The sequence below is a fragment of the Ochrobactrum sp. C6C9 genome, from assembly GCF_022627935.1.
GTDB classification, from domain to species: domain Bacteria; phylum Pseudomonadota; class Alphaproteobacteria; order Rhizobiales; family Rhizobiaceae; genus Brucella; species Brucella teleogrylli.
Genome location: NZ_JABXGB010000016.1, coordinates 55,781 through 70,567 on the forward strand (window position 1 = coordinate 55,781; position 14,787 = coordinate 70,567).

A 14,787-nucleotide genomic window follows, 5' to 3' on the forward strand; every position below is an offset into this window, starting at 1 on the left:
AGCGCCGCTGAAATCCAGGACTGAAAGGCTCGGGAGGCTGGACGCGATCCAGACTGAGCCAAATGGAGGACACAATGATTGCAGTTCCGACTGGCACGGCGGATGAGCCGCGCGGCCGCATCCCGCTTTATAAGCATCTCTATTTTCAGGTACTGGTGGCGATTGCCGCCGGTATCACGCTCGGCCATTTCTATCCCGAACTTGGCACGCAGCTGAAGCCGCTGGGCGACGCCTTCATCAAGCTGGTGAAGATGATCATCGCGCCCGTCATCTTCCTGACGGTCGCGACCGGCATTGCTGGCATGACCGACATGAAGAAGGTGGGGCGCGTTGCTGGCAAGGCGATGATCTACTTCCTCACCTTCTCCACGCTGGCGCTGATTATCGGTCTCGTCGTGGCCAATGTCGTGCAGCCGGGCGCTGGCATGCATATCGACCCAGCCTCTCTCGACCCAAAGGCCGTGGCCGACTACGCCACCAAGGCGCATGAGCAGAGCATTACTGGCTTCCTCAGCAACATCATCCCGACGACGATTGTCGGAGCTTTTGCGGAAGGTGACATTCTGCAGGTGCTGTTCTTCTCGGTCCTGTTCGGTATTTCGCTTGCGCTTGTGGGCGACCGCGGCAAGCCGGTCACCGACTTCCTGCATGTGCTGACCGCACCGGTTTTCAAGCTGGTGTCGATCCTAATGAAAGCCGCACCCATCGGCGCTTTCGGCGCGATGGCCTTCACCATCGGCAAATATGGCATTGGTTCCATCGCCAATCTCGCCATGCTGATCGGCACCTTCTACCTCACCTCGCTGCTTTTTGTGCTCGTCGTTCTGGGTGCGGTGGCGCGCTATAACGGCTTCTCCATTCTCGCTCTGATCCGTTACATCAAGGAAGAGTTGCTGCTCGTGCTGGGCACCTCCTCATCGGAAGCGGCTCTGCCTGCCCTGATGAACAAGATGGAAAAGGCAGGTTGCAAACGCTCGGTTGTCGGCCTCGTCATTCCCACCGGCTATTCGTTCAATCTCGATGGCACCAATATCTATATGACGCTTGCTGCCCTCTTCATCGCGCAGGCGACAGATATTCCGCTGTCGTTGAGCGACCAGATTCTGCTCCTGCTGGTGGCCATGCTCAGCTCCAAGGGTGCCGCTGGCATAACCGGCGCGGGCTTCATCACGCTGGCCGCGACCTTGTCGGTCGTCCCGGCTGTGCCTGTGGCCGGTATGGCGCTCATCCTCGGCATCGACCGTTTCATGTCGGAATGCCGCGCCCTGACCAATCTCGTTGGCAATGCAGTCGCCACCATCGTTGTTGCGCGCTGGGAAAACGAGCTGGATCAGGACAAGCTTGCCGCCGCATTGGCTGGCACCCCCGCCATCACCGATGCGATGCCGCAGCTGGAGCCAGCGGAGTAAGCGCTACGCAAACAAAAACGGCCCGCTTCATGCGGGCCGTTTCGTTAGATACCGCCGCCCTCGCCGAGAGTGCCGAAATGCTCGATCATGCGATCGACATTGGGTGTCAGACCCGTGAACAATTCAAACGCGCCGACCGCCTGAAAAACGGCCATGCCGCCGCCGTTGACGATGCTGCATCCGCGCTTTGCCGCTTCGACCAGAAGCTGCGTCTGAAGCGGGAAATAAACAATATCCGCCACCCAATGCCGTGGCGTCAGCAGACCCGTATCCAAAGGCACGCCGGGGTGCTTGGCCATTCCGGTCGGCGTGGCATGGGCCAGCCCATCGGTAACTTCCAGCGCGGCGGCGATATCCCCGCCTGATACAAACCGGCAAGCCTCATGCCTCGGCGCCAGTTGCGCAATCAGCGCTTCGGTTCGGGCGGCATCCAAATCGAAAACCTGCACGTTTCGCGCGCCCATTGTCGCCAATGCATGCGCAACCGCAACACCCGCACCACCGGCACCGATCAATACTGCATTGTCGACCGGGGCATCGGGCAAAGCGCGCCGGAAGCCCTGCGAAAAGCCCCACCAGTCGGTGTTATAGCCGGTTCTGCGACCGTTTTTGAATGTCACCGTATTAATCGAGCCGAGTGCCGCCGCATCGGGCGACAATTCATCGACAAACTGAATCGCCGCCTGTTTGCAGGGATAGGTGATGTTGAGCCCTGCAAACCCGTCTTTCTCCGCCTGATCCATCAGCTGCGGCAAAGCCTCAACGCCCACGCCCAGCACCGAAAGATCGAATCGGTCATAGCGGTAATCGATGCCGTTCATGCGCCCTTCATGCATATGCATGGCTGGAGTGCGAGAGGCACCGATGCCGCTGCCAATCAAGCCCACGCGAACCGACCGCGTCACTGTTTCCGTCACGGAATTTAAACTCCACCCCTATCGTCCCGCCATTTTCGCACGGCAGGTTTCTTGCTTTTGAAAATGTACGAACTGGTTAGTAACGTCAATCGGACATGGCGACTATTTTTGCAATGCACACCGAATTGAATGTGCTTTGAGCATTTCCAGCAAAAGTGCGTAGCGGTTTGGCGTCGGATAATACGTGAAAACAACTATCTAGAACGGTCCAACGATTCCGTTTCAACCGGAACCGCTATTGAGCCTCACGATTTCAGGTAAGCCAGGATCATATCCGCGATAAGCTGACGATGCCGCGTTCGGTACTCATCGGCCATGAGGTCCCGGTCGAAAAGCGCGCCAAATGTGTGCCGGTTGGCGACCCGGAAAAAACAGGCGGCGCTGATCATCTGATGCAGATCGACCGGATCGACCTTGCGGGTGAATACACCGCTTGTTTCCCCGCGTGCCAGAATCTCGGCAATGATCCCGATCACACCGGAATTGGTGCGCTGGAAAACGCTGGAATTCTTCAGATGCTCGGCGCGATGGATGTTCTCGATGCTGACCAGTTGCACGAAATCGGGATTGGCGTCGTCATGATCGAATGTGGCCTCGATCAACCGCCGCATCGCTTCTTCCGGCTCGAAATCCTGAAGCTGAAGGCGGTTTTCCAGCGCCCTTATCTTGGCATAGGCGCGCTCCAGCACAGCCAGATAAAGCCCTTCCTTGTTGTCGAAATAATAATAGAGCATCCGCTTCGACGTCTTAGTCTTCTCGGCAATCGTATCAACACGCGCACCGGAAAAACCTGCCCGAACGAATTCTTCGGTCGCGACCTCAAGGATGTTTTCCCTGGTGCTGTCGGGATCGTTTTTCCGTCCCGCGCGGGCCTGTGCAAGCTCGACTGCGCTGTCCATCGTGATCGTCTGGCCGCCTTTTAAAATGTACCAACTGGTGGGTTATATAGGCGCATAGTTCAGCGAGGGGCAAGCACGGGGCACTGTCATACATGCGCAAATGGAAAAGGGGACGGTAAACCGACCCCTTCTCTAAGTTCAACAGGCTTGACGCTACGCTATTTGCCCGCCGCCTGCGCGGCATAGACATAGCTGTCATAGGTATATTCAGCGACGCGGAACCACTCGAAACCCTCGTCGCGGAATTTCTTCCAGCTCGGATAGATCTTCGCCCAGGCCGGGTTCTTTTCGGTATATTCAGCGTAGAGATCGAAGGTGACCTTGTAAGCGGCATCCAGCACGTCGCGCGGGAGAGGCCGCAAGTTTACGCCCTTCGACACCAGCGAGCGGATTGCACCGGTGTTCTTCACGTCATAGAGCGAAATCATGTTCTGCGTTGCAGCCTGAGCGGCGGTGTTCAGCGCCACCTTGTAGGCTTCCGGCAGGCTTTCATATTGCTGCTTGTTGACGAAGAAATGCACCGAAGCGCCACCTTCCCAGAACGCCGGATAGTAGTAGTAAGGCGCGATCTGGTAGAAGCCGAGCTTCTCATCGTCATACGGGCCGACCCATTCGGCGGCATCGATGGTTCCGCGTTCCAGCGACGGATAGATGTCGCCGCCGGGCAGTTGCTGCGGCACGACGCCAAGGCGCGACATGACTTCACCAGCCACACCGGCAATGCGCATCTTCAAACCTTTCAGGTCTTCGAGGCTCTTGATTTCCTTGCGATACCAGCCGCCCATCTGTGCAGCGGTGTTGCCGCCGACGATACCGACAACGCCGTAATCGGAAAGGAATTCGTTATAAAGCTCATTGCCGCCGCCATGATAGAGCCATGCATTTTGCAGGCGCGTGTTCATGCCGAAGGGAATAGCGGTGCCGATGGCGAAAGCCGGGTTTTTGCCGGTGAAATAATAGCCGCAGGTATGGGCGATTTCGACGGTATTGGCCTGCACCGCGTCAATAGCCTGCGGACCGGGCACCAGTTCGCCCGCCTGAAACACCTGTATCTGGAACTTGCCGTCCGTCATCTTCGACAGAGCATTGGCCATAAAGACCGCGCCGCCATAGATCGTGTCGAGATTGTTTGGGAAGCCCGATGTCAGACGCCAGCGTATGTTCGGCAATTCATCTGCGATTGCCGGTGTGGCCAGCGCCGCACCGCTTGTGGCGGCGGCGGCTCCGATGGCCGCCCCCTTGGTTAGAAATGTACGGCGGTTCAAATCCTGTTTCATGTTTTCCTCCTCCAAAACTGTTTCACTTATCACCGGCGCGGTAACTGGTCTCCCCTCGGTTACTGCGCTGGCTTTTCCGGTTGTCCGAAGCTTGGCTGCGGCGATCCGAACGATGGGGCGGGCAGCGGGTCCGTGGACGGCGAAGGCGCACCGAATGGGGCGGGCGCAGTGCCGAACGGATTGCCGCCATCCGCACCCGGCATCGGCACGTTGATCTGGATCGTCGACGGATCGGCGACCGGATGGCCGGATTTGTAATGGGTAACGATACCGGGAAACGCGATGATGATCGCGACCATCACCAGCTGGATCAGCAGGAACGGGATTGACCCCATATAGATCTGGCCCGACGTGACCGGTTGGATCGTGGCTCCCGTTACCTTGTCCTTATAGGCGCGCGACGGCGCCACCGAACGCAGATAGAACAGGGAGAAGCCGAACGGTGGATGCATGAACGATGTCTGCATGTTTACCGCCAGCATGACGCCGAACCAGACGAGATCGATGCCGAGCGCGTCGGCAACCGGCGCCAGAAGCGGGATGATGATGAAGGCCAGCTCGAAATAATCGAGGAAGAAGGCCAGAAAGAAGACGAGAATATTGGCGACGATCAGGAAGCCGACTTCGCCGCCGGGAATCGACGTCATCAGATGCTCAACCCAGACGTGACCGTTGACACCGTAGAAGGTGAGCGAAAACACACGTGCGCCAAGCAGAATGAAAATGACGAAAGACGAAAGCTTCGCCGTGGCGTAAAGCGCCGAGGTCAGCATCTTCATGTTCAGGCGGCGATTGATGATCGCAAGCAGAAGCGCACCGACCGCGCCCATTGCGCCGCCCTCCGTCGGCGTAGCGACACCGATGAAGATCGTGCCCAGAACGAGGAAGATCAGCACCAGCGGCGGCACGAGCGAGACCACCACGCGCTGCGCCAGTTTCCACCCCTTCAAGGTGCGGGCCTGCAACGGCAAGGCTGGAACAGTCTGAGGCCGTAGGATCGACATGCCGATGATGTAGGCGCAATAAAAGCCGACCAGCATCAGGCCCGGCACGAGCGCGCCCTTATACATATCCCCAACCGACCGACCGAGCTGGTCGGCGAGAACGATCAGAACGAGGCTCGGCGGAATGATCTGCGCCAATGTGCCGGAAGCGGCAATAGTGCCGCTGGCCACTTTTCGATCATAGCCGTAGCGCAGCATGATCGGCAGCGATATCAGGCCCATCGAAATCACCGAAGCGGCAACGACGCCGGTGGTCGCCGCCAGAAGTGCGCCGACAATAATCACCGCAAAGGCCAGGCCACCGCGCACGGGGCCGAACAACTGCCCGATCGTGTCGAGCAGGTCTTCGGCCATGCCGCTTCGCTCCAATATCAACCCCATGAAGGTGAAGAAAGGAATGGCGAGCAGGGTTTCGTTCGACATCTGGCCAAAGATGCGGTCGGGTATGGCCCCGAACAGATTGACCGGCAAAAGCCCCATTTCGATGCCGACGAAACCGAAGGCAAACCCGACAAAGGCAAGCGCAAAAGCCACCGGATAGCCGAGCAAAAGCACGACGATCAGCGAGAGGAACATCAGCGGCGCGAGATTTTCCGCGAAGAAAGCAACCATATATCCGTCCCCCTCAGAGCGCTTGGGCTTCTGCGTCTTCAGCTGCCACCGTGTCCGGTAGACGCCCTTGCAGAATGGCAATGCGTTTGATGAGTTCGGACAGGCCTTGCAGCGCCAAGAGTCCGAAACCGATGGGGATCAGCGTCCAGACAGGCCAGAGAACCAGCCCGCCTGTATTGTTGGAGGTTTCACCGCTGGCGAACTTCGCTTCCACAATGGGCCATGAAAGATAGATCGTGATGAGGCAGAAGGGCAGCAGGAAGACGATAGTGCCGAAAATCTCGACCAGCAGCTGGGTGCGGCGCGAATAACGGCTGTAGAGCAGATCGACCTTCACATGCTCGCTGTGTAGCAGCGTGTAACCGGCGGCGATCAGGAAAACCGCCGAAAACAGATACCATTGCGCTTCCAGCCATGCGTTGGAACTGAGATTGAAAAGCTTGCGCGAAACCGCATTGATGGCGCTGATCAGCACCGCCACGAGTATCAGCCAGGATACTGCTTTTCCGATGAAATTATTGGCCGCGTCAATAGCGCGCGACAACGCCAGCAAAACTGACATTGCTCCTCCCCTTTTGTTTCGGCCTCCTCAAGCCGTTTTGCAAAAGAGAATAAGTGCGCGGGAATCCACCCGCAAGCAGACGATAGTCGCAACAAAAGCACAATTACCCACTAGTGGGTAATAAGCAGAGCTTTCCCGTCTTCCGGCGGCTAACTTTCTGAAAAGCCAAGCCGGTTTTCAATGGCATAACGGGTCAATCCGGCGGTGCTGGCGATACCGAGTTTTTTCTTGATGTTCTTGCGGTGAGTCTCGACTGTTGCTTCCGATATGCCGAGCGCGGAAGCAATCTCGCGATTGCTGCTACCTTCGGCAACCAGAACCAGCACATCGTTTTCACGCGACGACAGGCCTTCCGCCTTCTTCTCGGCATTGTCGAGAAGTGCTTCCGAAACGCCGGAGGAAAAATAGGCTCCGCCCGATGCGACCGCATGGATGGCGGCGACGATTTCACTCGTCGAAACATCCTTCAGCACATAGCCCGAAGCACCGCGCATGATCGAGGTCGAGATATATTCGCGACTGTCATGCATGGAGAGCATCAGAATGCGCGTACCCGGCAGTTGCCGCTTGAAAAGCTCGATGGCATCGATACCGTTGAGAAGCGGCATATTGATATCCATCAGCACGACATCGGGCTTGGCGGTCTGCGCCATATCCAGCGCCAGCCGCGCATTGGATGCAGCGCCCGCGATTTCAATGTCGTCATAGGTTTCAAGCACGGCGCGCAAGCCGTCGAGAACCAGCGGATGATTATCGACCAGCAATACGCGAATCTTGCATTCTTTCGTCATGCGACTTCCGGTTTGAACATGGACGGCTTCGTCATAGGTCTTTCGACTGCCGAAAGCGGCAGGCGCGCGGTCAACTGCGTACCATCACTGCCGGTTTCCACCAAGAGCACACCGCCGAAATGTGCTATGCGCTCCTGCATATTTCTGAGGCCAAGTCCCGACGCCGCCCCTTTCAGATCATGACCGGCAAATCCATTGCCATTGTCGCTCACCGTCATCGTCACGCGCCCGTTCGAATCCCAAAGGCGCACAGAGACCGCGCTCGCGCCCGAATGGCGCTCGATGTTGGTCAGCGCTTCCTGCGCCACCCGGTAGAGCGCCGTGCTCGGCTCCGGTTTCAGATTGACCCGCAGCGTATCGGCCTCAAAGCGGGTCTCGATACCCGTCCGCTCCGCGAAATGCTCAAAGAGCGCTTTCAGCGCCACCGTCATGCCGAGATCGTCCAGAATGCGCGGTCGCAGATCATGCGAAAGCCGCCGCACCTCCTTGATCGCGCCGTTCAGCACATCCGATGCCTTCTCAATGGCCCTCGGCGCACCGTCGCTGCCCGTATGCACCTGACGGCTGGCCAGATCGATGGCATAGCGCACGCCCACCAGATTCTGCGAAATGCCGTCGTGAAGTTCGCGGGCCAGACGGGCGCGTTCTTCCTCCTGCGTATCGATGATGCGCTGGGCAAGCTCCTTGAGCTTGCTGTCCGCCATGCGCCGCTCGCGAATGTTCAACAACATGCATGTTGCGAAAACCAGCATGACGGCAGGCACGGCGATGAGACTGACCACCAGAAACGTGTTGCGGATATTGGCGCGAAAATCGGCATTGGCCGCCGCCGTCTGCGCATAAACATCATCCAGATAAACGCCGGTTCCCAGCATCCATTTCCACTTATCCAGCCCAACCGCAAAGGACAGCTTGTCGGCCATTTCGCCGCTCGACGGCTTTTCCCATTTATATTGGTGCAGCCCGCCCCCCTGCTTTGCCTTGTCGATCAGATTGGCAATGACATGATCACCATCAGGATCGACTAGATTGAGCCAGTTCTGACCGGGACGAAAGGTCTGGCGCGGATGCACGACATTGTTGCCGTCATAGTCATAAACGAAGAAATAGCCGTCCCGCCCATAATCGAGCGAGGTGAGAATGCTCGTCACCTTCTGCATGGCCGCTGTATCGTTGGGACCGGCCTCGTCATAGATTTTCTGGATTGCTGACAGAGCCAGATTGGTGAGGTTCAGAAGCTCGGTCTCCTTCGCCTTCAGCATGTTTTTCTCAAAAGTCGCGATGCTGCTCTGCACGAGATTGGCCGATTGCCACGTGATGAAGGCCGTGACCGTCAGGATCGCGACGATCAACGGCACAATGGCCAGAGCCAGAATCTGATATCGAAGCGTCACGCCTAGCTCCTCCCAACATCGCCGGACGGCTTTTTAAATTGGGACTTTAAAGCCCCGCTTCGACGGACGAAAGAGGCGATATGCGCTGCCAATTTGCGGCACATTGCCAGACGGCAATATTATTTCGTATAGACTTATTTATGTAGATATAATGCAAAGCGCGGTCAGCTTTCCATTGCGCCTTGTTGCAAGAGCGGTATAGGAAGGCTGAAATTAAACGTTCGCGCGCTTCATTCGCGACGTGCAGGACCCTGACTTCTGGCCGTCTTGCCCAACCCCCATCGTTGAAGTGCGCCTTCGGAGGAGTGATTATATGCAATATTGCGGCAAGGCGTCTCGTCGACTTCCCAAGGAGAGAAGACGATGAGCGCCGAAGTAAAGCACGCGCAGGCGGGTGGAACCGACAAGACGGCCATCGAGCTGAAGAATGTAGAGATTTCGTTCAAACTGGCCGATGGCGGTCGGTTCGATGCGGTTGCCGAAAGCAATCTCAAGGTCGCGGAAAACGAATTCGTCGCCATTGTCGGCCCAACCGGATGCGGTAAATCCACCTTGCTGAATGCTGTGGCCGGTCTTCTGACGCCCGCGCAGGGTATTGTCGAGATCAACGGCCAGCGCCTGCAAGGGCTAAATCGCAAGGCGGGTTATCTCTTCCAGCAGGACGCGCTGATGCCCTGGAAGACGGTGCTCGACAATGTCGCCATCGGTCTTGAAATCGCGGGCTCGACAAAGGCCGAAGCCCGCAGACATGCGCAGGAATGGCTGGCCCGTGTCGGGCTTGCAAGCTTCGGCGACCGCTATCCGCATATGCTTTCCGGGGGCCAGCGCAAACGTGTGGGTCTGGCGCAGGTGCTGATCCGCAATCCGAAATATCTGCTGATGGATGAGCCATTCGGCCCGCTGGACGCGCAAACCCGCGTCATCATGGGCGATTTGCTGCTCGATCTGTGGTCGCAAGACAAGAAGGCGGTCATGTTCGTCACGCATGATCTCGAAGAAGCCATCGCGCTTGCTGACCGCGTTGTCATCATGTCTGCCGGTCCGAGGGCGCGCATCATGGCGGAATATCGCATTCCGCTCGAACGCCCTCGCGAGATTTCCGAAATCCGCCTCGACAACCAGTTTCACGAAATCCACCGGGAAATCTGGAGCGCGCTCAAGGAAGAAGTCCTCAAGGGCTACCAGCAGACGAGTGGAGACCGCGCCGGAGGACGTTCATGAAAAAGCCAATGCTGTTTCTGGCGCAGCTCAGTATTGCTGTCGCCGTTATTCTCGTGTGGCATGTCTTTACCGCCACGCATCTTTTCGGCAACCCCGCCAAGGCGAAATTCTTCTTCGCCACGCCGGGCGATGTCGCCTTGCGCACCTATAAATGGTTTGCCGAAGGCACGATCTGGTATCACCTCGGCATCACGCTGCTCGAAGCCATGCTCGCCTTTGCCATCGGCTCGATTGCGGGTGTCCTGATCGGCTTCTGGTTTGCGCGCAAGCCCATATTGGCAGCTGTTTTCGATCCCTATGTGAAAGCCGCCAACTCCCTGCCGCGTGTTGTTCTGGCACCGATTTTTGCGCTGTGGCTTGGCCTCGGCATCTGGTCCAAGGTAGCGCTTGGCGTTTCACTGGTGTTCTTCATTGTCTTCTTCAACGTCTATCAGGGCGTGAAGGAAGTGAACCAGACCGTGCTGTCCAATGCCCGCATGCTCGGCATGAACGAGCGGCAATTGTTGCGCAACGTCTACCTGCCCTCGGCTTTGTCATGGATGTTTTCGAGCCTGCATACCGCTGTCGGCTTCGCCGTCGTGGGTGCGGTCGTGGGCGAATATCTCGGTTCTTCGGCGGGGCTTGGCTACCTCATTCATCAGGCGGAAGGCGTGTTCGACGTGACCGGCGTTGTCGCCGGTATGCTCGTGCTGACCGTCTTTGTGCTGATCATCGACTGGGGCGTCACCATCATCGAGGAGCGCCTGCTTGTCTGGCGCCCCAAAGCCGCAAGCCACAACGCATAACGGCGCGTCGCGCTTACGAGAGCGGTTCCGGTCAAAATGGAATCATGGAACCGCTCTATCTATTTGTTTTCACGCATTATCCCACGCAAAACCGCTACGCACTTTTGCTGGAAATGCTCTAGGAGGAAAATCATGAAGATTAATCGCAGAGACGCCCTGCTGGGCGCCGCAGCTCTTGGACTGGCCGGCATTGCTTCCCGCCTGCCCGCCTATGCGCAGGACGCATCGGCAACGCCAGAAAAACCCGAACTGATGTTCGGCGTCGGCGGCAAGCCGCTTTTCTACTACCTGCCGCTAACGATTGCCGAGCGCAAAGGCTTCTTTGAAGAACAGGGCCTGAAGGCAACGGTCAACGATTTTGGCGGCGGCGCGAAGTCGTTGCAGGCTCTGATCGGTGGTTCGGTCGATGTCGTGACGGGCGCTTACGAACACACGATCCGCATGCAGAACAAGGGCCAGGACATCAAGGCAGTCTGCGAACTTGGACGTTTCCCGGGCATCTGCATCGGCGTGCGCAAGGACCTCGCAGGCGAAATCAAGACCATTGCCGACCTGAAGGGCCAGAATGTCGGCGTTACGGCGCCCGGCTCCTCCACGTCGCTGTTCCTGCAATATGCACTCATGAAGAACGGTCTGTCGGAAGATGCCGCGTCGATTATCGGCGTTGGCGGCGGCGCAAGCGCGGTTGCAGCCATCAAGAAAGGCGAAATCGCCGCTCTCGTCCATCTCGATCCGGTAATCACCCGCCTCGAAGTCGATGGCGATATCACTCTGCTGATCGACACCCGCACAGAAGAAGGCACGCGACAGCTGTTCGGCGGCACCAATCCGGCCGCGACAGTTTATGTGCAGCAGAGCTTTATCGACGCAAACCCGATCACCACGCAGCGCGTCGTCAATGCCTTCGTCAAGTCGCTGGACTGGATTCACAAGGCATCCGCCGACGACGTTGCCGACGCCGTGCCGGAGGAATATCTGCTTGGCGACCGCGAACTCTACAAAACCGGCTTTGAGAAATCCCGCGCCATGTATTCCGAAAAGGGCCTGATTGCCGAAGAAGGCTTCAAGAGCCTCTATGAAATGTTGAAGGCGCTCGATCCGGAGCTTTCCAGCGCGGATATTTCATTTGCGCAGACTTTCGATCCGCGCTTTGTGCAGGCCGCCAAAATCTAACCAAGAACAAGGCCGGGATCGCTTCGGATCCCGGCCTTTTCCATTTCATTCGTTGAAAAATGCCGCGCGGAATCAAACGCTATCGTGAGCTGGACGCGCGATATGCCGCTTCAGCAATGCGGCTGCAAATTCGAAATCCCCAGCCTCGATAGCCTGCAAAATTTCCAGATGGTCCGCGCAGGCCTGACGAATTCGCGCTTCGCCCATACGCTCAAACTCACAGGATTCCGTCAGTCTCCGCAAATGGTTCTGCCAGCGCAGAGCCTGGGTGAGAAACCGGTTATTGGCCCATGACACCAGCGTTTCATGGAAATTCGCATTGACGTCGAACCAAAACCCATCCGGAAAATCGGATATCGGGCGTTCGAGTATTTCAAGCTGTTCGCGGTGCAGTTCCTGCAACTCGGAGAGAACCGGGCTGTAATCAGCTTGTGTCAGCGCGCCGCATTCGATGACCACCCGGAAAGAATAGCTTTCATTGACGGCATGTTCATTGTCGAGCGCTTCGGCAAAGCGCCAGCCGTAGCCTGGAAGCCGCTCGGCCAGTCCTTCGGCGGCAAAGCGCATCAATGTGCGGCGCACCGTTCCACGGGTCACTTCGAACTGTTCCGCGAGGGCTGCTTCAGAAACTTCCAGGCCGATCGAACCGGAAGCACGCGCGCTCATCAGCCTGTGATAGAGGTCTTCGAAATCGGACGGCGGCAAAATCTCGTTCGACAGCTCGTCCTGTTTCGGAAAACGCTGCAACAGATAACCACGGTTCGGTGCCTGCGCGACGATCCCCCGCTCCACCAGAAGATGCAAAACCTGCCGGACCGGCGAGCGTGAGACATGCAATTCGCGCGCAATCGCGGCATCGGAAATGCGATCACCGATCTGCCAGCGCTCCTTGGTGATAAGCGCCAGCATCTTATGCGCAACTTCCACCTGAAGATTGCTCAAACCGGTTTGCGTCACTGTTCCGTCCGTCCGGGGTGCTGTTACGATGATGTTCACGCGCGGTAAATCCTCCGTGACAAATTTATAACAAAAATCTGCACGCGCGGGAGTTCCATTCGCTTGAGGGCACGCCAATGTGATCGGCGCGTGATGAGGCGAAACGGAAAGCAGTTTTCTGAAAAATAGCGGGAGTTACGGCCGGGGAGCCGCTTTGCTCGACCCGAACTGGTGCGCTTCAAAGGGCAACCCAAATGGCAATACCGCCGCCCCGATAAAAAGCAGGCGACAGATCGGAGACCTGTCGCCTGTCTATAACAATGGACTGGAGGTCACATTATTATCAGTTCATATTTTCAAGCTTCGTCAGATAACCCGACACATTACTGCGAACATAAACCTAGACGAAACCTGTCCGGATATCGGGACGATGCCCCGATATCCGATCTTGATATGTGTTATTAGAACGAGCGCTGGAAGCGAACGATACCGCCCCAAGCGTCCTTCTCGACAGCGAGATCACGCCATTCGCCACCGAACTTGGTGTACGAAATTTCCGGGGTGATCGTGAAGCCAGGAACGAGCTGGTAAGCTACGTTAGCCGTAACTGCAGTCTTGCCCCAGTCGTCGTGTGCGCCCTGAAGGTTGAAGGTAGCCTTGTCGGTTGCCTTGAACTTCGCGCCACCCCAGACAGCCCAATCGCCGCCCCACTGGCCGTAGTTCTGCACCGGAGATTCTTCCGAAGCGTAACCACCCTGCAACCAAACCGAGAAGCGGTCGGTGATGTTCACGTCACCGCGAACCTTGGCGGCCCATTCTTCGATGACCGAGTCGTAAGCTGCAACAGCTGCGATCGAACCCCAGCCGCCTTCGTACTTCAGACCGCCGAGGATGTGCGGGGTGTAGCCGTCGATGACGTAGCCCGAGCCGCCTTCTTCAACAGCCAGGATAGCCGAGAAGCCGTTGCCGCCCTTGTAGGTGTACGAAATCTGACCGGTGGTGTAGCTGCCTGCGCCGACCACGTCATCGTTGATGACGCCGCCGAGGTAACCGGTGAAGGTGTGGAATGCGGATTCGTCGATACCAACCTTGAAGCCGCCGAGCTGGATGTAACCGATACGGAAATCAACGCCCTGCGTCGTATAACCGTAATCACCATCTTCACGGCTATTGTTGGCGCCGTAGTTAAAGCGGGTTTCGGTGTAGGTCTTCAGGGTGCCGAGTTCGGTTTCCGAAGCCGTGTGGGTACGAAGCGTGAAGCGTGCGCCCTTGTCCCAGCCTTCACGGTCTACGCCGGTGTAGACGTCATCGCCGCCCTTTACGTCGTAACGGACGTAGCCGCTGATGCGCAGGCAGGTTTCGGTGCCCGGAATGTAGAAGTAGCCAGCGCCGTAAGCATCGCAAACGCGGACATATTCAACTGCTTCAGGTTCCGGTGCAACGATTGCATCGGCAGCCTGTGCGCCGGAAACTGCAACGAGCGCTGCAGCGGAGCCGAGAAGAAGGCTCTTGATGTTCATTTCTGACCTCCAGGATCAAGTTGATAGAAGTTTCGATTTTTTTACGAGTCGTTTTTTACGATTGCATAATACGATTTTCATTGATGGTTTCGTTAGTCAATGGCGTTTTTTCCCAATAAGATACAGACCGTTACTTCATTAGCGACCGTTGAAATTCTGCAACAGTCATAATTAGCCATGGCCCGCCGCTCTCCCACTTTTGCGGGATCTGGATTTTCGATCCCCCGGATGCCCGGAGCGCTGTTTTGAGGATTTCTGCAGCTTCCCGGTGGAACCCGTGCAGATGG

The 14,787-nt window shown here is 57.2% G+C and carries 13 protein-coding genes; 4 read left to right on the plus strand and 9 right to left on the minus strand.

What is annotated here, in order from left to right:
- Nucleotides 1-74: 74 nt before the first annotated feature.
- Entirely contained in the window at nt 75-1,409 is a 1,335-nt protein-coding gene (locus HWD97_RS14210; protein ID WP_109367167.1) for a dicarboxylate/amino acid:cation symporter, read from the plus strand.
- Between the two features lie 44 nt (nt 1,410-1,453).
- Here the strand turns inward: HWD97_RS14210 and HWD97_RS14215 are convergent, their stop codons facing one another.
- From HWD97_RS14215 to HWD97_RS14245, 7 genes are all read right to left on the minus strand, one after another.
- Entirely contained in the window at nt 1,454-2,326 is an 873-nt protein-coding gene (locus tag HWD97_RS14215) for a shikimate dehydrogenase (protein WP_109367166.1), read from the minus strand.
- Between the two features lie 245 nt (nt 2,327-2,571).
- The gene (locus tag HWD97_RS14220) at nt 2,572-3,225 is read right to left on the minus strand and encodes a TetR family transcriptional regulator (RefSeq protein WP_109367165.1); all 654 of its coding nucleotides are present in this window, start codon (nt 3,223-3,225) and stop codon (nt 2,572-2,574) included.
- A 158-nt stretch (nt 3,226-3,383) separates the two neighbouring features.
- Complete coding sequence (locus HWD97_RS14225) at nt 3,384-4,502, minus strand: TRAP transporter substrate-binding protein (RefSeq protein ID WP_109367164.1); 1,119 nt, start codon at nt 4,500-4,502, stop codon at nt 3,384-3,386.
- 59 nt (nt 4,503-4,561) lie between these two features.
- On the minus strand, nt 4,562-6,118 hold the full coding sequence (locus HWD97_RS14230) for a TRAP transporter large permease subunit (RefSeq protein ID WP_109367163.1): 1,557 nt from the start codon (nt 6,116-6,118) through the stop codon (nt 4,562-4,564).
- A 13-nt stretch (nt 6,119-6,131) separates the two neighbouring features.
- A complete protein-coding gene (locus tag HWD97_RS14235; RefSeq protein WP_109367162.1) occupies nt 6,132-6,680 on the minus strand; it encodes a TRAP transporter small permease subunit in 549 nt (182 codons plus the stop codon).
- Nucleotides 6,681-6,829: 149 nt separating this feature from the next.
- Entirely contained in the window at nt 6,830-7,471 is a 642-nt protein-coding gene (locus HWD97_RS14240) for a response regulator transcription factor (protein ID WP_121538217.1), read from the minus strand.
- The gene (locus HWD97_RS14245; protein WP_121538215.1) at nt 7,468-8,865 is read right to left on the minus strand and encodes a cache domain-containing protein; all 1,398 of its coding nucleotides are present in this window, start codon (nt 8,863-8,865) and stop codon (nt 7,468-7,470) included. The genes HWD97_RS14240 and HWD97_RS14245 overlap by 4 nt, the downstream gene beginning before the upstream one ends.
- Before the next feature lie 363 nt (nt 8,866-9,228).
- Here HWD97_RS14245 and HWD97_RS14250 point away from each other — a divergent pair, with 363 nt between their 5' ends.
- From HWD97_RS14250 to HWD97_RS14260, 3 genes are all read left to right on the plus strand, one after another.
- Nucleotides 9,229-10,086 carry an ABC transporter ATP-binding protein gene (locus tag HWD97_RS14250; RefSeq protein ID WP_171317548.1) on the plus strand — a complete coding sequence of 286 codons (858 nt, stop codon included), beginning with the start codon at nt 9,229-9,231 and terminating at the stop codon, nt 10,084-10,086.
- Nucleotides 10,083-10,871: an ABC transporter permease gene (locus tag HWD97_RS14255; protein ID WP_121538211.1), complete on the plus strand. Its 789-nt coding sequence runs from the start codon at nt 10,083-10,085 to the stop codon at nt 10,869-10,871. The genes HWD97_RS14250 and HWD97_RS14255 overlap by 4 nt, the downstream gene beginning before the upstream one ends.
- A 132-nt stretch (nt 10,872-11,003) precedes the next feature.
- Entirely contained in the window at nt 11,004-12,044 is a 1,041-nt protein-coding gene (locus HWD97_RS14260; RefSeq protein ID WP_109367157.1) for an ABC transporter substrate-binding protein, read from the plus strand.
- Nucleotides 12,045-12,116: 72 nt separating this feature from the next.
- On the opposite strand, the gene HWD97_RS14265 is transcribed toward HWD97_RS14260, so the two are convergent.
- Nucleotides 12,117-13,040 (minus strand): GntR family transcriptional regulator, encoded by a 924-nt coding sequence (locus HWD97_RS14265; RefSeq protein ID WP_235858952.1) that lies wholly within the window; start codon nt 13,038-13,040, stop codon nt 12,117-12,119.
- Between the two features lie 401 nt (nt 13,041-13,441).
- Nucleotides 13,442-14,500, minus strand: a complete 1,059-nt coding sequence (locus HWD97_RS14270; protein WP_109367155.1) for a porin — start codon at nt 14,498-14,500, stop codon at nt 13,442-13,444.
- Between the last annotated feature and the right edge of the window lie 287 nt (nt 14,501-14,787).